19 protein-coding genes are annotated in these 16,330 nt (G+C 75.4%); 8 read left to right on the plus strand and 11 right to left on the minus strand.

Annotation, left to right across the window (positions count from 1 at the left end; translation table 11 throughout):
- Positions 1-11: 11 nt before the first annotated feature.
- Both EDC57_RS12720 and EDC57_RS02755 read right to left on the minus strand, forming a co-directional pair.
- The gene (locus EDC57_RS12720) at positions 12-656 is read right to left on the minus strand and encodes an HAD family hydrolase (protein ID WP_170165015.1); all 645 of its coding nucleotides are present in this window, start codon (positions 654-656) and stop codon (positions 12-14) included.
- Positions 653-1,282 (minus strand): CDP-alcohol phosphatidyltransferase family protein, encoded by a 630-nt coding sequence (locus EDC57_RS02755; protein ID WP_170165016.1) that lies wholly within the window; start codon positions 1,280-1,282, stop codon positions 653-655. The genes EDC57_RS12720 and EDC57_RS02755 overlap by 4 nt, the downstream gene beginning before the upstream one ends.
- Before the next feature lie 64 nt (positions 1,283-1,346).
- Between EDC57_RS02755 and EDC57_RS02760 the strand changes: the two genes are divergently transcribed.
- The 4 genes from EDC57_RS02760 to EDC57_RS02775 are packed head-to-tail and all read left to right on the plus strand — an operon-like array spanning position 1,347 to position 4,662.
- On the plus strand, positions 1,347-2,555 hold the full coding sequence (locus EDC57_RS02760; RefSeq protein WP_123400895.1) for a class I SAM-dependent rRNA methyltransferase: 1,209 nt from the start codon (positions 1,347-1,349) through the stop codon (positions 2,553-2,555).
- Positions 2,556-3,347, plus strand: coding sequence for a prolipoprotein diacylglyceryl transferase (gene lgt, locus EDC57_RS02765; protein ID WP_123400012.1), 792 nt, complete (start codon positions 2,556-2,558; stop codon positions 3,345-3,347).
- On the plus strand, positions 3,344-4,174 hold the full coding sequence (locus EDC57_RS02770; RefSeq protein ID WP_123400014.1) for a thymidylate synthase: 831 nt from the start codon (positions 3,344-3,346) through the stop codon (positions 4,172-4,174). Before lgt ends, EDC57_RS02770 begins: the two co-directional genes overlap by 4 nt.
- Positions 4,171-4,662: a dihydrofolate reductase gene (locus EDC57_RS02775; RefSeq protein WP_170165017.1), complete on the plus strand. Its 492-nt coding sequence runs from the start codon at positions 4,171-4,173 to the stop codon at positions 4,660-4,662. Before EDC57_RS02770 ends, EDC57_RS02775 begins: the two co-directional genes overlap by 4 nt.
- On the opposite strand, the gene EDC57_RS02780 is transcribed toward EDC57_RS02775, so the two are convergent.
- From EDC57_RS02780 to pgl, 4 genes are read right to left on the minus strand one after another with little or no spacing between them, the layout of a single operon-like run.
- Positions 4,629-5,474: a symmetrical bis(5'-nucleosyl)-tetraphosphatase gene (locus EDC57_RS02780; protein ID WP_123400018.1), complete on the minus strand. Its 846-nt coding sequence runs from the start codon at positions 5,472-5,474 to the stop codon at positions 4,629-4,631. The genes EDC57_RS02775 and EDC57_RS02780 overlap by 34 nt on opposite strands.
- Positions 5,474-5,854, minus strand: a complete 381-nt coding sequence (gene apaG / locus EDC57_RS02785) for a Co2+/Mg2+ efflux protein ApaG (RefSeq protein WP_123400020.1) — start codon at positions 5,852-5,854, stop codon at positions 5,474-5,476. Before apaG ends, EDC57_RS02780 begins: the two co-directional genes overlap by 1 nt.
- Positions 5,851-6,834 (minus strand): glucokinase, encoded by a 984-nt coding sequence (glk, locus tag EDC57_RS02790; RefSeq protein WP_123400022.1) that lies wholly within the window; start codon positions 6,832-6,834, stop codon positions 5,851-5,853. The genes apaG and glk overlap by 4 nt, the downstream gene beginning before the upstream one ends.
- Positions 6,831-7,571 (minus strand): 6-phosphogluconolactonase, encoded by a 741-nt coding sequence (gene pgl / locus EDC57_RS02795; RefSeq protein ID WP_123400024.1) that lies wholly within the window; start codon positions 7,569-7,571, stop codon positions 6,831-6,833. Before pgl ends, glk begins: the two co-directional genes overlap by 4 nt.
- Positions 7,572-7,689: 118 nt before the next feature.
- Between pgl and EDC57_RS02800 the strand changes: the two genes are divergently transcribed.
- Positions 7,690-7,899 carry an acetyltransferase gene (locus EDC57_RS02800; protein ID WP_123400026.1) on the plus strand — a complete coding sequence of 70 codons (210 nt, stop codon included), beginning with the start codon at positions 7,690-7,692 and terminating at the stop codon, positions 7,897-7,899.
- Positions 7,900-7,907: 8 nt separating this feature from the next.
- Here EDC57_RS02800 and EDC57_RS02805 read toward each other — a convergent pair whose 3' ends face one another.
- Positions 7,908-8,345 carry a universal stress protein gene (locus EDC57_RS02805; protein WP_123400028.1) on the minus strand — a complete coding sequence of 146 codons (438 nt, stop codon included), beginning with the start codon at positions 8,343-8,345 and terminating at the stop codon, positions 7,908-7,910.
- Between the two features lie 134 nt (positions 8,346-8,479).
- Between EDC57_RS02805 and EDC57_RS02810 the strand changes: the two genes are divergently transcribed.
- The 3 genes from EDC57_RS02810 (at position 8,480) to EDC57_RS02820 (ending at position 11,134) form a co-directional block, all read left to right on the plus strand.
- Positions 8,480-9,418, plus strand: coding sequence for a Gfo/Idh/MocA family protein (locus tag EDC57_RS02810; RefSeq protein WP_123400030.1), 939 nt, complete (start codon positions 8,480-8,482; stop codon positions 9,416-9,418).
- Positions 9,415-10,527, plus strand: coding sequence for a DegT/DnrJ/EryC1/StrS family aminotransferase (locus EDC57_RS02815; RefSeq protein ID WP_123400032.1), 1,113 nt, complete (start codon positions 9,415-9,417; stop codon positions 10,525-10,527). Before EDC57_RS02810 ends, EDC57_RS02815 begins: the two co-directional genes overlap by 4 nt.
- A 163-nt stretch (positions 10,528-10,690) precedes the next feature.
- The gene (locus tag EDC57_RS02820; RefSeq protein WP_245995107.1) at positions 10,691-11,134 is read left to right on the plus strand and encodes a hypothetical protein; all 444 of its coding nucleotides are present in this window, start codon (positions 10,691-10,693) and stop codon (positions 11,132-11,134) included.
- Here EDC57_RS02820 and rsmA read toward each other — a convergent pair.
- Genes rsmA through EDC57_RS02840 form a run of 4 tightly spaced genes read right to left on the minus strand, consistent with a single transcriptional unit; the run spans position 11,119 to position 16,318 of the window.
- Complete coding sequence (gene rsmA, locus EDC57_RS02825) at positions 11,119-11,889, minus strand: 16S rRNA (adenine(1518)-N(6)/adenine(1519)-N(6))-dimethyltransferase RsmA (RefSeq protein WP_123400036.1); 771 nt, start codon at positions 11,887-11,889, stop codon at positions 11,119-11,121. The two genes, EDC57_RS02820 and rsmA, sit on opposite strands and share 16 nt — an antisense overlap.
- Positions 11,886-12,866 (minus strand): 4-hydroxythreonine-4-phosphate dehydrogenase PdxA, encoded by a 981-nt coding sequence (gene pdxA, locus EDC57_RS02830; RefSeq protein ID WP_123400038.1) that lies wholly within the window; start codon positions 12,864-12,866, stop codon positions 11,886-11,888. The genes rsmA and pdxA overlap by 4 nt, the downstream gene beginning before the upstream one ends.
- Positions 12,863-14,149, minus strand: coding sequence for a peptidylprolyl isomerase (locus tag EDC57_RS02835; protein ID WP_123400040.1), 1,287 nt, complete (start codon positions 14,147-14,149; stop codon positions 12,863-12,865). The genes pdxA and EDC57_RS02835 overlap by 4 nt, the downstream gene beginning before the upstream one ends.
- Positions 14,150-14,155: 6 nt before the next feature.
- On the minus strand, positions 14,156-16,318 hold the full coding sequence (locus tag EDC57_RS02840; RefSeq protein WP_123400042.1) for an LPS-assembly protein LptD: 2,163 nt from the start codon (positions 16,316-16,318) through the stop codon (positions 14,156-14,158).
- Positions 16,319-16,330: the final 12 nt, after the last annotated feature.

Here is a 16,330-nt window from a genome sequence, read left to right on the forward strand (position 1 = left end):
AGCCGCCGCCCTCAGCCCCCGAGGATCTCCCAGCCGAGGCCGCGGGCCTCGCTGCGCAGGCCGGTGTCGGGGTGCACCGCCACCGCCTCGCCGACGGCGGCGAGCAGGGGCCGGTCGCTGGCCGAGTCGGCGTAGGCCACCGCCTCCTCGAGGGGCAGGCGGAGCTCGGCGGCGAGGGCCCGCGCGAGCCGCTCCTTCTCGGCGCCGTAGGGGTGGACCGGGGGCGGGGCGGCGGTGAAGCGCCCTGCGCGCAGGTCGCAGCGGGTGGCGATCACGTGCGGGATGGCGAGGGCCTCGGCGAGGGGGCGGGCGAGGAAGGCGGGGGTGCCGGTGAGCAGCGCGAGGACGTCGCCGGCGGCGCGGTGGCCCTCGATGCGCCGGCGCATCACCGGCCGGACCGCCGGCAGCAGGCGCCGCGCCACGAAGCGCTCGGCCTCCGCTGCCACCGGCTCGAGGCGCAGGCCGGCCAGATACGCCTTGTCCTTCTTCCAGACGTCGGCGCCGTAGCGGCGGCGGTGGCGGACGGCGAAGGCGAGGAAGGCGCCGAGCTGGGCCGGGCCCAGAAGGCCGCGGCGCAGGAGGTGGCGGAAGAAGCGCCGCTCGGAGCTCGTTCCCTCGAGCAGCGTGCCGTCCACATCCACCAGGACCAGCCTCACGGAGCGGCCTCGCGCCCGGGGCGGGACCGGAAGGCCTCGTGGACGGCCACCTCGACCAGCACCGGCAGGCCGCGCAGGAGGCAGAGCACCACCGCGAGGACGTAGAGCACCTGGGAGGCGAGGCCAAGAGGCGCCGACCACTGCGCCCACAGGCTCGGCGCCAGCGCCGGCCAGGGCTGCAGGAAGAGGATCCAGCCGAAGGTCACGCCCTTGATCACGCCGTAGCTCAGACGCATGAAGCGGCCGGCGACGAGGAACCGGCCGATGCGCGTCTGCATCATGCCGAAGGGCGTCTCGCCGCGGGCGGCGCCCTGGCTGCGCAGGCTGTCCACGAGGATGCCGCGGGTGAGGAAGACGATGGGGACCCACACCGGCACCAGGTCGAGGTCGGCGAGCACCACCCAGAGGACGTTCTCCACCACGCGGTCGACGGCGATGTCGAAGATGGCGCCGAAGAGCGACTCCTCGCCGCGCCGGCGGGCGATGTAGCCGTCGAGGCCGTCGAGGGCGAAGATGAGCGCCACCAGCGGGGCGTTGGCGAGCTGCACCAGCGGCGGCGCCTGGTAGGCCATCCACACGAGCAGGAAGAGCAGCAGGAAGCGGAGGGTTGTGACGAGGTTGGCCATGGCGTCGCGGCACCGGGCCGCGCAGTTGGTGCACGGCGAAGGAGGGATTATAGTGGGCGCCCCCATGGCCAACCAAACCCACCAGGAAGCGGCGGTGGCGACCCTGCGGCTTCGCCGCGGCGAGGATCGGCGCCTGCGTGCGGGCCACCTCTGGGTCTACAGCAACGAGGTGGACACCGCGCGCACGCCCCTCAAGGGCCTGGAGCCGGGAGCGCCGGTGCTGGTCCTGGACCATCGCGGCGGCGTCGTGGGCGCAGGCTACGCGAACCCGCGCTCGCTGATCTGCGCCCGCCTGGTCAGCCACGGCCGCCGTCTGCTCGATCGGCGCCTGCTCGTCGAGCGGCTGCGGCGGGCCCTGGCCCTGCGCGAGCGGCTGTTCCCGGCCCCCAGCTACCGCCTCGCCTTCGGCGAGGGCGACCACCTGCCGGGGCTGGTGGTGGACCGCTACGGCGAGACCGCGGTGGTGCAGCTGACCACGGCGGGCATGGAGCGCATGCGCGAGGCGGTGGTGGCGGCGCTCGCCGAGGTGGCGGGGGTGCGCCACGTGCTCGCCCGCAACGACACCGCGGTGCGCGCCCTCGAGGGGCTCGCGCGCTACGTGGAGCCGTGGCTCGGCGAGCCGCCGCCGGTGGTCCTCGTGGAGGAGGACGGCGCCGTCTTCGAGGTGGACCCCGCCGCCGGGCAGAAGACGGGCTGGTTCTACGACCAGCGTGCCAACCGCCGCACCGCGGCCGCCCTCGCGCGGGGGGCGCGCGTCCTCGACGTCTTCAGCTACGTGGGCGGGTTCGGCATCCGCGCGGCCCTCGCCGGGGCGCGGGAGGTGCGCTGCATCGACGCCTCGGAGGCGGCGCTGGCGCGCCTTGCCGCCAACGCCGAGCGCAACGGCGTGGCGGCGCGCGTGCGCGCGGAGCGGGCCGACGCCTTCGAGGCCCTGGAGGCGCTGGCCGCCGAGGGGGCGCGCTTCGACCTCGTCATCCTCGACCCCCCGGCGCTCATCAAGCGGGCCCGGGACTGCAAGGCGGGGCTCGCCGCCTACCGCCGGCTCAACGCCCTCGGCATGGCGGTGACCGCCGAGGGCGGCTTCCTCGTGAGCTGCTCCTGCTCGCATCACCTCGAGGAGGAGGCGCTGCGGCGCGTGGTGCGCGAGGCCGCACGGACGCAGGGGCGGGCGGTGCAGGAGCTTGCCGCTGCCGGGCAGGACATGGACCATCCGGTGCACCCGGCGATGCCCGAGACCCGCTACCTCAAGGCCCTCTTCCTCCGGGTGATCTGAATGCTGCGCCATCCCGACATCGACCCCGTCGCCATCCGCCTCGGGCCGCTGCAGGTGCACTGGTACGGGATCATGTACCTGGTGGGCTTCGCCGCGGGCTGGTGGCTGGGCCGGCGCCGCGCGGCCCGTTCGGGCAGCGGCTGGAGCGCGCGCGAGGTGGACGACCTCGTCTTCTACGTCGCCCTCGGGGTGATCCTCGGCGGGCGCCTGGGCTACGTGCTCTTCTACGGGCTCGACGCCTTCCTCGCCCGCCCGCTCTCCATCCTCGAGGTCTGGAAGGGCGGCATGTCCTTCCACGGCGGGCTCCTGGGGGTGGCGGTGGCGCTCGGGCTCTTCGCCCGCCGCTTCGGCAAGCCGCTGCTTGCGCTGGCCGACTTCGTCGCGCCGCTGGTCCCGGTGGGTCTCGGCGCCGGGCGCATCGGCAACTTCATCAACGGCGAGCTGTGGGGGCGGCCGACGGCGCTGCCCTGGGGCATGGTGTTCGAGGGCGCAGGGCCGCTCCCGCGGCATCCGAGCCAGCTCTACGAAGCCTTCCTCGAGGGGGTGGTGCTGTTCGCGCTCGTCTGGTGGTTCTCGGCGCGGCCGCGGCCGGCGGGGGCGGTGACGGGGCTCTTTCTGCTCCTCTACGGCGGCTTCCGCTTCCTCGTGGAGTTCGTGCGCGAGCCGGACGCGCACATCGGCTTCGTCGCCTTCGGCTGGATGACCATGGGGCAGCTGCTCTCGCTGCCCATGATCGCGGCCGGTGCGGGGCTCTTGCTGTGGGCGCTGCGGCGCCGGGAGGGGGTGGCATGAGGCCGTATCTGGCGCTGATGCGGCGCATCCTCGAGGAGGGGGTGCGCAAGGAGGACCGCACCGGCACCGGGACCCTCAGCGTCTTCGGCCATCAGATGCGCTTCGATCTCGCCGAGGGCTTTCCGCTCGTCACCACCAAGCGGGTGCATCTGAAGTCCGTCGTCCACGAGCTGCTCTGGTTCCTGCGCGGGGAGACGCGCCTGGACTACCTCCACGCCCACGGGGTCACGATCTGGGACGAGTGGGCGCACGAGGGCGATCTGGGCCCCATCTACGGGCGCCAGTGGCGCGCCTGGCCCGCCCCCGACGGGCGCGTGATCGATCAGCTCGCCGAGGTGGTGGAGGCGATCCGGCGCACGCCGCACTCGCGCCGGCTCGTGGTCTCGGCGTGGAACGTGGCGGACCTGCCGGACGAGTCGATCCCGCCGCAGGAGAACGTGCGCCGCGGGCGCATGGCGCTCGCGCCGTGCCATGCGCTGTTCCAGTTCCACGTCGCCGACGGGCGCCTGTCCTGCCAGCTCTACCAGCGCAGCGCCGACGTCTTCCTCGGCGTGCCCTTCAACATCGCCTCCTACGCGCTGCTCACCCTGATGGTGGCGCAGGTGACCGGCCACGAGCCGGGGGAGTTCATCTGGACCGGCGGCGACTGCCACCTCTACCTCAACCATCTGGAGCAGGCGCGCACACAGCTTGCGCGCGAGCCGCGGCCGCTGCCGCGCATGGTGCTCAACCCCGCGGTGCGCTCGCTGTTCGATTTCCGCTACGAGGACTTCCGCATCGAGGGCTACGACCCCCACCCCCACATCCCGGCGCCGGTGGCGGTGTGAGCGTGCTGAGCCTCATCGCGGCCATCGACGAGGGCGGCCTCATCGGCCGCGGCAACGCCCTGCCGTGGCGCCTGCCGGCGGACCTGCGCCACTTCCGCGCCGTCACCTGGGGCAAGCCCGTGGTCATGGGGCGGCGCACCTTCGAGTCCATCGGCCGTCCCCTGCCGGGGCGGCGCAACATCGTGGTCACCCGCGACCCGGACTGGCGCGCCGCGGGCTGCGAGCGCGCCGCCTCGCCCGAGGCCGCCCTCGCCCTCGCCGCCGGCGCCCGGGAGGTGATGGTGATCGGCGGCGCCGCCCTCTATCGCCACTTCCTCCCGCGCGCCGACCGGCTCTACCTCACGCGCATCCACCACCGCTTCGAGGGCGACGCCTGGTTCCCGCCCATCGACCCCGCGCAGTGGGTCGAGGTCGCGCGCGAGGACCACGCCCCCGACGCCGACAATCCCTGGCCCTACAGCTTCCTGGTCCTGGAGCGCCGCGCCTGAGGCGGCCGCCGCGGGCAGTCCACCTGGACCAACTCGGGGGGGCGGGCGTCGAGGCGCAGGGCGCTCAGGCGCCCGCCCCAGACGCAGCCCGAGTCCAGGCACCAGCCGGCGCGGGTGGCGCGCAGCCCCGCCGTGGACCAGTGGCCGAAGACGAGGCCGCGGACCCGGCAGTCGGGGTGGTCGAACCAGGGTACGAGGCCCGGCGGGGCGGCCTCGGGGGCGGCGTAGCCGTCCAGGGCGAGGGCCCCGTCGGCGGTGACGAGGCGGATCCGGGTGAGGGCGTTGACGATGAAGCGCAGCCGCGCCGCGCCCGCCAGCGCCTCGTCCCAGCGCGCCGGCTCGTCGCCGTACATCGCGGCGAGGAGGTCGCGGCGGCGGCCGCCGCGCAGCCACGCCTCCACCTCCGCCGCGTGCGCCGCCGCCGCCTCGAGATCCCAGCCGGGCGGGACCCCGGCGTGGACCAGGGCGAGACCCAGGGCCTCGTCGCGGTGCAGCAGGGGGCGGTTGTGCAGCCACGTCAGGAGCTCGGCGGCGTCGGGGGCCTCGAGGACGTCGAGGGCATCGCCCGGCTCCGGTCCGCGCACGCCCTCGGCCAGGGCCAGCAGGTGCAGGTCGTGGTTGCCGAGGACGCAGACGGCGGCCTCGCCGAGGTCGCGCATGAGGCGCAGGACCCCCGCCGAGTCGGGGCCGCGGGCGACCAGGTCCCCCACCAGCCACAGGCGGTCGGCGGACGGATCGAAGCCGATCCGGTGGAGGATCCGGGCCAGGGCCTCGCGGCAGCCCTGCACATCGCCCACCGCCCACAGGGCCATCAGTGCAGGATGCCCGGCACCGCGAGGGTGAAGCGCGGGATCTCGGCCTCGAACCCGACCCCCGCCTCGTCCACCAGGCGGTAGACCCCCTCCATGCTGCCGAGGGGCGTCTCCAGCATGGCGCCGCTGGTGTAGCGGAAGGCCTCGCCGGGCCGCAGCACCGGCTGCTGGCCCACGACGCCCTCGCCCTCCACCTCCTGGACGCGGCCGTTGGCGTCGGTGATGACCCAGCGCCGCGCGAGCAGCTGCGCGGCGCGCGTGCCCGCATTGAGGATGGTGATGGTGTAGGCGAAGACGTAGCGGTCGCCGGCCGGATCGGACTGCTCCTCCACGTAGCGGGTCTCCACCTCGATCTCGATGCGATGCTCGGGCGCGCTCATGGTGTCTCCTCCCGCGCGCCGGCCTCGGCGGCGCACAGCGCCGCCCCGACGAGCCCCGGGGCGGGGTGGATGACGACGTGGACCGGGATGCGGGCCACCACCGGAGTCATGCGGCCCTTGGCCAGGAAGGCCTCGAGGAAGGGGCCCTGGCGCAGCGCGTCGAGGATGGCCGGGGCGATGCCCCCGGCGAGGTAGAGCCCGCCCGCCGGCAGCCAGGCCAGCGCTAGGTTCCCGGCCTGGGCGCCGTAGATGCGCACGAACCGCCCCAGGGCGGCGGCCGCCGCCGGCTCCCCCGCGCGCGCCCTCGCCACCACCTCGGGCGGGGCGAGCGCGGCCCCCTGGTCCCCCCGGCGGCGGGCGAGGAAGGCGTGGATGCGCGCAAGCCCCGGGCCCGACAGCACCCGCTCCAGGGAGACGCGGCCGAACTCGGCCCGCAGCGCCTCGAGGAGGGCGGTCTCGAGGGCGTCGGCGGGGGCGAAGTCCATGTGGCCGGCCTCGGTGGCGTGCACCCGCCAGCCGTCCCCCGCGGGCAGCAGCAGCGCCGCGCCGAGGCCGGTGCCGGCGCCGAGGGCGGCGCGCGGCGCCGCCGGGTCGGGCCGCCCGCGCTGCAGCGTCACCACCTCGGTCTCCGCGTCGAGGGCCGGCAGGGCGCGGGCGATGGCGGCGAAGTCGTTGACCAGGCGCGCCCTCGGGACCCCCGCGGCGGCGGCGAGCTCGGCCGCGTCCACCTCCCACGGCAGGTTGGTGAGGCGCGCCCGTCCCCCGGCCGGGGTCGCCTCCACGGGGCCGGCGACCCCGATGCAGGCCGCCGCCGCCTCGCCCCCGGCCTCGGCGAGGAAGCGACGCACCGCCTCCGTCAGGCCGGAAAGCTCGGCGCTGGCGTAGCGGTGCACGGGGCCGAGCACGACGCGCCCGTCCGCCACCTCCGCAAGCGCCAGCAGCAGCTTGGTGCCGCCCAGGTCGCCGGCGAGGACCTTCATGCGCCCTCCCGCGGGACGCCCGCCGCGGCCGCCGCGTCCAGGAACCACTCGAGGGTCCCGCGCGGGGCGAGGCGCTGCACCGGAAGCGGCTCGCCCCGTGGGGCCTCGGCCAGCGCGCGGCGCACCACCGCCGCCTTCTCCTCGCCGGCGACCAGCAGGAGGAGGTGGCGGGCGTGGTCGAGCACCGGCAGGGTGAGGGTCAGCCGCGGCGGCTCGATGCCCGGCTCGTCCACCGCCGCCACCGGATCGTCGCGCTCGGCGAGGGCGCGCGTGCCGGGGAAGAGGGAGGCGACGTGGCCGTCGGCGCCGAGCCCCAGGAGGACCAGGTCGAGACAGGGCACGCCGAGGGCGCTGAGGGGGGCGAGGGCGCACAGGGTGGCGGCATAGGCCTCGGCGTCGTCGCGCAGGCAGGGCGGGCGGGCGCGCATGGGATGGACCTGGGCCGGCGGCACGGGGACGTGCTCGAGCAGGGTCTCGCGCGCCATGCGGTAGTTGCTGCGGGGGTCGTCGAAGGGGACCGCGCGCTCGTCGCCGAACCAGACGTGGACGCGGCGCCAGTCGATCCCGCCGCGCCGGGCGAGCCGGCGGTAGAGGGCGCGCGGGGTGCGCCCGCCGGCGAGGGCGAGGTGGGCGGTCCCGGCGGTGGCGACGGCCCGGCGCAGGATCTCCTCGCAGCGCGCCGCGGCCGCCTCGGCCAGGGTCTCGGGGTCGTCGAGGATGCGGATCTGGGGCGGCATGGTGCGCCTCCTCGCGCGGGCGGCCGGGCGCCGCTGCCGCGGCCGCGAAACGGTCCTAGTATAGGAGGAGGGGCGTGGCCGGGTGCGCCCCACCCACGACCGGAAAGGAGGGGAGACGATGTATCTCAAGCACCGCCCCAGCGGAGACCTGGTGGAGATCCTGGAGGTGACGGCCCTCGCCGATCCCTGCCGCGACCGTGTGGTGGGCCGCTTCCACGCCGGCGAGGAGCTGCAGGAGCCGGCGGTGTTTCCGAAGGCGGAACTGGCCTTCCCGTCGGGGGAGGACCTGCCGCGCTGCTGGCTCGATCCCGACTGGCGCGCGCGCTGAGCGGCGGCTCAGCGGGGCACCCGCACCGCGAGCACGTCGCAGGGGGCGCCGTGGAGCACGGCGTCGGCGGTGGAGCCCAGCAGCAGGGCGAGCCCGTGCCGCTCGTGGGCGCCGACGACGATGAGGTCGGCGCCGCTCTCGCGCGCCGCGCGCACGATCTCGCTCTTGGTGGAGCCGAGCTCGATGCGGCGCTCGGCGTCGGCGAGGCCGAGCGACTCGGCGAGTTCGGCAAGCCGCGCCTCGGCCTCCCGCATGAGCTCCTCGTCGAGCTCCACCGGCTGGGCGAGGACGAGGTCGTTGGAGAGGTCCAGCGGCACGTGCTCGACGACGTGGAGCAGGGTCAGCCGCGCCCCGCAGTGCCGGGCGATGGCGGCCGCGCGCTCGGCCACGCGCCGGCCCTCGTCGGTGAGGTCGACGGCCAGCAGGATGTGACGGTAGGTCTCCATCTCGCGCTCCTCCGCTTGGGGACGGACCCGCGGTTGTGGTGTAATGCCCGGCTCCGTCCGCAACATGGATTCTGATCCAGAGGCCGCGCGCTGTCACCTCTGCGGGCGGGGCGCGTGGCGGGAGGCGGGCTTCCGTGCATGATCCCATCCGCGTCGGCGTCGTCGGGGTCGGCTACCTCGGCAGCATCCACGCGCGCATCTACGCGCGCATGCCGCAGGTGCGCCTGGTGGGGGTGGCCGACCTCGATCCCGCGCGCGCCCGCGCGGTGGCCGCCGAGTGCGGCTGCGAGGCCTTCGCCGATGGCTCGGAGCTGCTCGGGCGGGTGGACGCGGTGAGCGTCGTCGTCCCCACCGTGGCCCATCTGGAGGTGGCCCGCCCCTTCCTCGAGCGGGGCGTGCACATGCTGCTGGAGAAGCCCATCGCGGCGACCCTGGCCGAGGCCGAGGCGGTGATCGAGGCCGCCGAGCGCGGCGGCGCGATCCTGCAGATCGGGCACCTCGAGCGCTACAACGCCGGCGTCATGGCGCTCGCCGAGCGCATCGCGCGCCCGCGCTTCATCGAGGTCCACCGCATCGGCGAGTTCGTCGGCCGTGCCACCGACGTGGACGTGGTCACCGACCTCATGATCCACGACATCGACATCATCCTGTCCCTGGTGGGGGAGGAGATCGCCTCGGTCTCGGCGGTGGGCTCGCCGGTCATCACCGGGCACGTGGACATCGCCAACGCCCGGCTCGAGTTCGTCAACGGCACGGTCGCCAACGTCACCGCCAGCCGCGTCTCCACCAAGCGGCTGCGCCGCATCCGCGTCTTCTCCGAGCACGGCTACGACGCCCTGGACTTCATCGACCAGCAGATCGACAGCGTGCGCACGGGGCCGGCCCGGGCCGGGGGCGGCTGGCCCGAGATCCGCCACGAGCGCATCGAGGTGGCGCCGCGCCCGCCCCTGGATGCGGAGCTGGAGGACTTCCTGCGCGTGGTGCGCGAGGGCGGCCGGCCGCTGGTGGACGGCCGTGCCGGCCTCGAGGCCCTGCGCGTCGCCATCGAGGTACGCGAGAGGATCGGCTCATGAGCACGACCGGGCCTGCGGTGCCCTTTCTCGACCTGGGGCCGGAGTTCGAGGCCCTCGCCCCCGCCTGGTTCCAGGCCCTGCGGGAGATCGGCGCCGGCGGGCGCTTCATCCTCGGCCCCAACGTCGAGGCCTTGGAGGCCGAGGCCGCGGCCTACGTCGGGGCCGCGCACGCCGTGGGCGTGGCCAACGGCACCGACGCCCTCGTGCTCGCCCTTCGCGCGCTGGGGATCGGCCCCGGCGACGAGGTGATCACCACCCCCTTCACCTTCTTCGCCACCGCCGAGGCCGTCTCCCTGGTGGGGGCGACGCCGGTCTTCGCCGACATCGACCCGGCGAGCTTCAACCTGGATCCGGCGAGCGTGGCCGAGCGCATCGGGCCGCGCACCGCCGCCATCCTCGTGGTCCACATCTTCGGCCACCCCGCGGACATGGGGGCGTTCACGGAGCTTGCCCGCCGCCACGGGCTGGCGCTGGTGGAGGACTGCGCCCAGGCCTTCGGCGCCGAGTGGCGGGGGCGGCGCGTGGGCAGCTTCGGCGATGCCGCCGCGGTGAGCTTCTACCCCACCAAGGTGCTCGGCTGCTACGGCGACGGCGGCATGGTCTTCACGCAGCGCGCCGAGGTGGCCGAGCGGGTGCGCCATCTGCGCAACCACGGCGCCACCGCGCCCTTCATGCACGACACCCTCGGCTGCAACAGCCGCCTCGACGAGGTGCAGGCCGCGCTGCTCAGGCTCAAGCTCGCGCGCATCGAGGACCTGATCGCGGGCAGGCGGCGGGTCGCCGCGGCCTATGATGAGGGGCTTGCCGGCTGCGACCTGGTCACGCCGGGGCAGCCCGCGGAGGGCCGCCACGTCTTCAATCTCTACACCGTGCGCAGCCCGCGCCGCGACGCCCTGCGCAGCGGCCTCGCCGCCGCCGGCATCCCCACCTCCCAGTGCTATCCTCTGGGTCTGCACCGGCAGGCGGTCTATCGCGACCTCGGCTACCGCGAGGGCGACCTGCCGGTCACCGATCAGGCCTGCCGCGAGACCCTCTCCCTGCCCATCTACCCCGACATGGACGAGGCGCGCATCGCGCGCGTCTGCGAGGCGGTGCGCGCCGCGGCCTGATCCCCGGCGCGAGTTCACAACCGCGCGGCGGCCCGCGGATGCCGAATTCGGATCCGCGGCGCACCGCCTGAATTCATACTTTGCTTGAAAGCGCGGTCGCCCTGGCCAATAATCATGGCGCCTTGTCTTGCCGTTCACGTTGTGAATTCAGGGGGTGGAAGACATGAAGTCGATCGAGGAGATGAGCGCCGCCGAGCTGTATGAACTCGCCCGCCGCAAGGAGGAGGAGGAGAAGCGGCGCGAGCAGGAGGCGATGCGGCGCCAGGTCGAGGAGCTGCGGGCGAAGCGGCGCGAGATTCAGAACCGCATGCGCCAGGAGATCGCCGCCATCGACCGCGAGATCCGCAGGCTCGAGGGGGCGGCGGGGATGCGCGGCCGCCGCCGCCGCACCGGGGGCGAGGCGGCGGGGTCGAGCCGCCGCGGCGGCGTGCTCTCGGCCCGCGCCCTGGAGATCATCGCCGCCGACGGGCCCATCGACACCGCCACCCTGCGCACGCGCCTCGAGTCCGAGGGCATCGCCACCAAGAACCTCGGCCAGACCCTCAGCTACCTCAAGAAGCGCGGCCGCGTGCTGACGCCGCGCCGCGGCGTCTACACCGCCGCCTGACGGGCGAGGCGCGCGAACTCCTCCACCGTGAGGGTCTCCGGCCGCCGCCGGGGGTCGATCCCGGCGGCGGTGATGGCCTCCTCGGCGAGGACCCCGGCGAGGGCGTTGCGCAGGGTCTTGCGCCGCTGCCCGAAGGCGGCGCGCAGGACCCGGTCGAAGGCGCCGTCGAGCGCCGGCGCCACCGCGGGCGCCGCCAGCGGCTCGAGGCGCACCACCGTCGACCACACCCGCGGCGGCGGGCGGAACGCGCCCGGGCCGACGCGGAAGAGCGGGCGCACCGCGCAGCGCGCCTGCACCGCCACCGAGAGCCGGCCGTAGTCGCGCCCGCCCGGCGCGGCCGCCATGCGCGCCACCACCTCGTGCTGGAGCATGAGGCACATGGCGCGCACGTGCCGCAGCTGCCCGAGGAGGCGGAACAGGAGCGGGGTCGAGACGTTGTAGGGCAGGTTCCCCACCACCAGGAAGGGGCCGGGGCCGAGGGCCGCGAGCTCCAGCGCGAGCGCATCCATGGCGTGGATGCGCAGCTCGCCGAGGCCCTCGCAGCGGGCGGCGAGCGCGGGCAGCAGCTCGCGGTCGAGCTCCACCACGTCGAGGCGGCCGAGGCGGCGCAGCAGCGGCACCGTGAGGGCGCCGAGGCCGGGGCCGATCTCCACCACGGCGTCGCCCGGGCGCGGGTCGGCGGCGGCGACGATGCGCTCGATGACCGCCGGATCGTGGAGGAAGTGCTGCCCGAGGCGGCGCTTGGGCCGGGTCATGGCGCGCCGGCGAGGGTGGCGGCGAGACGCAGCGCCTCGTGCAGGCTGCCGGGGTCGGCGCGCCCGGTGCCGGCGAGCTCCAGGGCCGTGCCGTGGTCCACCGAGGTGCGCACGATGGGCAGGCCGAGGGTGACGTTGACGGCGCGACCGAAGCCGCGGTGCTTGAGCACCGGCAGCCCCTGATCGTGGTACATGGCGAGGACCGCGTCGGCGCCGGCGAGGCGGGCCGGGGTGAAGGCGGTGTCGGCGGGCAGCGGGCCGATCACGTCGGCGCCGCCGGCGCGGGCCTTCGCCACCGCCGGGGCGATGTGCTCGATCTCCTCCCGCCCGAGGTGGCCGCCCTCCCCGGCGTGGGGGTTGAGACCGCAGACCAGGATGCGCGGGCGCGGGATGCGGAAGCGGTGGCGCAGGTCGTGCTCGAGGACCGCCAGCACCGCCTCCACCCGCTCGCGGCGCACGGCCTCGGGGACCGCCCGCAGGGGCAGGTGGGTGGTGACGAGGGCGACGCGCAGCCGCTGCGCCACCAGCATCATCACCGGCTGGGCCGCGCCGCACTCGGCGGCGACGAGCTCGGTGTGCCCGCTGAAGGGGATGCCGGCGTCGTTGATGACGCCCTTGTGCACGGGGGCGGTGACGAGGGCGGCGAAGCGCCCGGCGAGGCAGCCGCGCACCGCCCGCCGCACCGTCTCCACCACGTAGGGGGCGAGGGCCGGGTCGGGCCGTCCGGGCGTGGCGGTGCCCGGGGCGGGGACGTGGAGGACGGCGAGACGGCCGGCGCGGGCCGGGCGCGGCGGTGCTGCGAGGTCCGCCTCCGTCAGGGCCACGTCCCAGCCGAGGGCGCGGGCGCGGGCCTCGAGCAGGGCGCGGTCGGCCACCACCACCGGCTCCCAGGGCCAGTCCCGCTCGGCAAGGCGCAGGCAGAGCTCCGGTCCGACCCCGGCGGGCTCGCCGGCGGTGACGGCGAGGCGCAGGCTCATCCGGAGCCGAGGCGCACCTCGACGTGGGCCTCGTCGCGCAGCCGCTGCAGCCACAGGGCGAGCTCCTCCTCGCTCTTGCGGCGGCGGATCTGGCGCACGGCCTCCTCGCGACGCGCCTCCTCGGTGTTGTCGTGGCTGCGCCGCCCCAGCACCTGCACGATGTGCCAGCCGAAGCGGGTGCGGAAGGGCTCGCTGATCTCGCCCGGCGCGAGCGCCGCCATCGCCTTCTCGAACTCCGGCACCACGTCCCCCGGGCCGACCCAGCCCAGGTCGCCGCCCTCGGCGGCCGAGACCGGATCCTCCGAGTGGGCCCGGGCGAGGGCGGCGAAGTCCTCGCCCGCGAGGGCGCGCGCCCGCAGCAGCAGGAGGCGGCGGCGGGCCTCGGTGTCGTCCACCACGGCGCTGGTGCGCACGAGGATGTGGCGGGCGTGGGTCTGGGTGACGCGCCGGCGGGCCTCGCCGCCGCGCACCTCCAGCAGCTTGATGATGTGGAAGCCGCTGGCGGTGCGGATGGGACCGGCGATCTCGCCGGGGCGCATCCGCCGCACCTCCTCGACGAAGGGGGTGGGGAGCTGGCCCGGCTTGCGCCAGCCGAGGTCGCCGCCGGCGAGGGCCTGCTGGCCGTCGGACTCGGCGACCGCGGTCCGGGCGAAGTCGGCGCCGGCGCGCAGGCGCTCGAGGATCGCCTCGGCGCGGCGCCGCGCGGCCTCGATGCGCTCCGGCGTGGCCCCCTCGGGGAGGGCGACCAGGATGTGCCCGAGCCGGTACTCGCGGTCTGCGGCGAGGGGATCCTCCCGCTCGAGGAAGCGCCGGATCTCGTGCTCCTGCACCTGGATGCGGGAGAAGACGGCGCGCTGGCGCAGCCGCCCGATGGTGATCTGGCGGCGCAGGTCCTCGCGGAAGCGGGCGTAGGGGTAGCCCTGGGACTCGATGAGCTCGCGGAAGCGGTCGAGGCCGAGGCCGTTGTCGCGGGCGAGGTTGCGAAGCGCCTGGTCGACGGTGGTGTCGTCCACCTGGATGCCCGCGGCCGCCGCGGCCTGGAGCTGGATGCGGTCGAGGATCTCGCGCTCGAGCACCTGCCGGGCGAGCTCGTCGCGCGGCGGGATCGGGGTGCCGTCGGCCTCGAGCTGGCGCCGCACGAGGTCGATGCGGGCGGCGAGCTCGGTGGCGGTGATGACGTCGTCGTTGACCACCGCGACGATGCGGTCGAGCGGCTCGGCCGCCGGCGCGAGGGCGGGCAGCGCCAGCCACGCGGCGAGCAGGAGCAGGAGGGCCTTGCGCATGGGGTCTCAGGGTCCGTCGGGGTAGCCAAGGATACCACGCCCGAGGATGTCCTCGAGGCGGTTGCCGACCCGGGCCAGGCCCTTCAGCACCAGCTGGAGGTAGAAGCTGGTGTTGGTGTCGCCCTCGGTGTCGTTGACGAAGCGGCGGCCCACCACGCGCAGCATCCAGCAGCAGCTCTCGTACTCGAGGCCGAGGAAGGTCTCGAGGTCCTGGCGCGCGTCGAGGTCGCGGTTCCAGCGCCCCACCGTGTACCAGCGCCGGCCGAGGGGCCAGCGGAAGGAGAGGTCGCTCTGGCGCGAGGCCTCGGCCTCGAAGCGGTAGGCGAGGTTGAGGATGTGGCGCTCGTCGGGCCGGTACTGCAGGCGCACGTTGGCCTCCTCGGTGCGCGGGGTCTCGGTGTCGTAGCGGGCGTCGGCGAGGACCCGCCAGCCGCCTGCCAGGGCTGCCGTGAGCTCGCCCACCAGCGCCGAGCGCGCCGCCGTCTCCGGTGCCTTGCCCGGCAGGACCACGCGCCGGTCGCGGAAGTGGAGGATCTGGCCCACGGAGGCCCGGAGCCGCTCGCGGCCGCCGTCGGCGTCCAGCAGCCGCGAGGTCAGGGCCAGCGTGAGCTGGTCGGCGTCGCCGACGCGGTCGGCCCCGCTGAAGCGGTTGTCGCGGAAGAGCCCGGCGAAGGTGAGCTCCAGGCGGGCGCTGTCGAAGACCGGGATCGCCGACTGGTCGCGGTAGGGCACCCGGAGGTAGAACAGGCGCGGCTCCAGGGTCTGGAGGAAGCGTGGGGTCTGGCGCTCGAGGACGAGCCCGGCGTCGAGGCTGAAGCCGGGCAGCGAGCGGCTCGGGTTCTCCTCCCCGGTGACGGGTCCGGCCAGATCGTAGGCGGTGTGCCGCGCCCACAGCCTCGGCACCACGAACCCCCACGGGCGGCGCAGGGGCCAGGCCAGCGAGCCCAAGAGGTCGAGGCGCCGCCCCTCCACCTTGACGTCGTGCTCGAAGCGGGTCGCCTCCAGGCGCAGCCCGGGCTCCAAGGGGCCGAGCCGGGGCGGGTTGCGCAGCAGCACCTCCAGCGCCGGGAGGCGACGGTAGGGGCGGGCGGTCTCGGCGACGGTGCCGTCGACGGTCTGGAAGGCCTGCAGGCGCAGCCGGGTGCGCCAGCGGGGACCGGCGTAGGTGAGGTCGGCCCGCTGCTCGAGATGGGTCGTGCTGGCCACCGCCAGGGTCTCGCCGAAGTCCTCGAAATAGCCGGTGTCGGAGGCGCGGGCGGCGTCGAGGTCGTAGAGCCAGCGGGCGCCGAGGCGTCCGCTCTCGCGCCAGCGGGCGAGCCAGCGGCGCCCGCCCGTGAGCCGGTCCTCGGGCACGAGGTCGGCCTCCAGCGTGCCGGCGCCGTGGCGCTGCAGGTGCCGCGCCTCCACCCCGAGGAAGGCGCCGCGGCGCGAGGTCAGCCGCGGCGTCAGGGTGAGGTCGTACTGGGGCGCGATGTTCCAGTACCAGGGGACGGCGAGCTCGCTCCCGGTCTCGCTGCTCGAGCCGAGGCGCGGGATCAGGAAGCCGGTCTTGCGCCGGTCGTCCACGGGGAAGGAGAAGACGGGCAGATAGAAGACGGGGACGCCGTGGATGCGCAGGTTGGCGTGGTAGGCGGTGCCGCTGCCGCGGGCCATGTCGATGCGCACCTCGGGCCCCTCGAGGCGCCAGAACTCCGCCGTCGGGTCGCAGGTGGTGTAGGTGAAGCCGAGGAGCCGGTAGCGGTCGCGGTCCTCCATGAAGACCCGGTCCGCGCCGCCGCGGGCGTGGCGCGAGAGGATGCGGTAGCGCACGCCCTCGAGCTCGCCGCGGGCGCCGTCGTCCTCGACGCGCGCCCGCTCGGCCTCGATCACGGTGTCGCCGTCGCTCACCCGCACCCCCTCCTCGGCGGTGCCGACCCCGGTGTCGCGGTCGTAGTCCAGGGTCTCGGCCTCCACCACCCGGGCCGGGGTGTCGATGCGGGCCTCGCCGCGGGCGCGCAGCCGATGGGCGTCGCCCGCCACCTCGCGGCCGCGGATGCGGGTGCCGCCGCCGGCGGCGGGCTCCGGGCGCGGGGCTTGGCCGGAGTCCATGGGCAGGCACAGGTCCCAGGGGTCGGCCGCGGCCGCCGCGTGGGCGAGGAGCAGGAGGGCGAGGAGGATGCGCGCGCGCATGGGCCCGCAAGG

It is taken from the genome of Inmirania thermothiophila (assembly GCF_003751635.1).
GTDB lineage: Bacteria > Pseudomonadota > Gammaproteobacteria > DSM-100275 > DSM-100275 > Inmirania > Inmirania thermothiophila.

What these genes read in the sequence shown, in the direction of transcription:
- EDC57_RS02800 (WP_123400026.1), top strand. Translation starts at nt 7,690, where the DNA reads ATGTATCTCAAGCACCGCCCCAGCGGAGACCTGGTGGAGATCCTGGAG.
- EDC57_RS02755 (WP_170165016.1), bottom strand. Translation starts at nt 1,282, where the DNA reads ATGGCCAACCTCGTCACAACCCTCCGCTTCCTGCTGCTCTTCCTGCTC.
- EDC57_RS02780 (WP_123400018.1), bottom strand. Translation starts at nt 5,474, where the DNA reads ATGGCCCTGTGGGCGGTGGGCGATGTGCAGGGCTGCCGCGAGGCCCTG.
- EDC57_RS02835 (WP_123400040.1), bottom strand. Translation starts at nt 14,149, where the DNA reads ATGCGCAAGGCCCTCCTGCTCCTGCTCGCCGCGTGGCTGGCGCTGCCC.
- EDC57_RS02815 (WP_123400032.1), top strand. Translation starts at nt 9,415, where the DNA reads ATGAGCACGACCGGGCCTGCGGTGCCCTTTCTCGACCTGGGGCCGGAG.
- pdxA (WP_123400038.1), bottom strand. Translation starts at nt 12,866, where the DNA reads ATGAGCCTGCGCCTCGCCGTCACCGCCGGCGAGCCCGCCGGGGTCGGA.
- EDC57_RS02770 (WP_123400014.1), top strand. Translation starts at nt 3,344, where the DNA reads ATGAGGCCGTATCTGGCGCTGATGCGGCGCATCCTCGAGGAGGGGGTG.
- EDC57_RS02820 (WP_245995107.1), top strand. Translation starts at nt 10,691, where the DNA reads ATGAAGTCGATCGAGGAGATGAGCGCCGCCGAGCTGTATGAACTCGCC.
- EDC57_RS02760 (WP_123400895.1), top strand. Translation starts at nt 1,347, where the DNA reads ATGGCCAACCAAACCCACCAGGAAGCGGCGGTGGCGACCCTGCGGCTT.
- EDC57_RS02840 (WP_123400042.1), bottom strand. Translation starts at nt 16,318, where the DNA reads ATGCGCGCGCGCATCCTCCTCGCCCTCCTGCTCCTCGCCCACGCGGCG.
- pgl (WP_123400024.1), bottom strand. Translation starts at nt 7,571, where the DNA reads ATGCCGCCCCAGATCCGCATCCTCGACGACCCCGAGACCCTGGCCGAG.
- lgt (WP_123400012.1), top strand. Translation starts at nt 2,556, where the DNA reads ATGCTGCGCCATCCCGACATCGACCCCGTCGCCATCCGCCTCGGGCCG.
- rsmA (WP_123400036.1), bottom strand. Translation starts at nt 11,889, where the DNA reads ATGACCCGGCCCAAGCGCCGCCTCGGGCAGCACTTCCTCCACGATCCG.
- glk (WP_123400022.1), bottom strand. Translation starts at nt 6,834, where the DNA reads ATGAAGGTCCTCGCCGGCGACCTGGGCGGCACCAAGCTGCTGCTGGCG.
- apaG (WP_123400020.1), bottom strand. Translation starts at nt 5,854, where the DNA reads ATGAGCGCGCCCGAGCATCGCATCGAGATCGAGGTGGAGACCCGCTAC.
- EDC57_RS02805 (WP_123400028.1), bottom strand. Translation starts at nt 8,345, where the DNA reads ATGGAGACCTACCGTCACATCCTGCTGGCCGTCGACCTCACCGACGAG.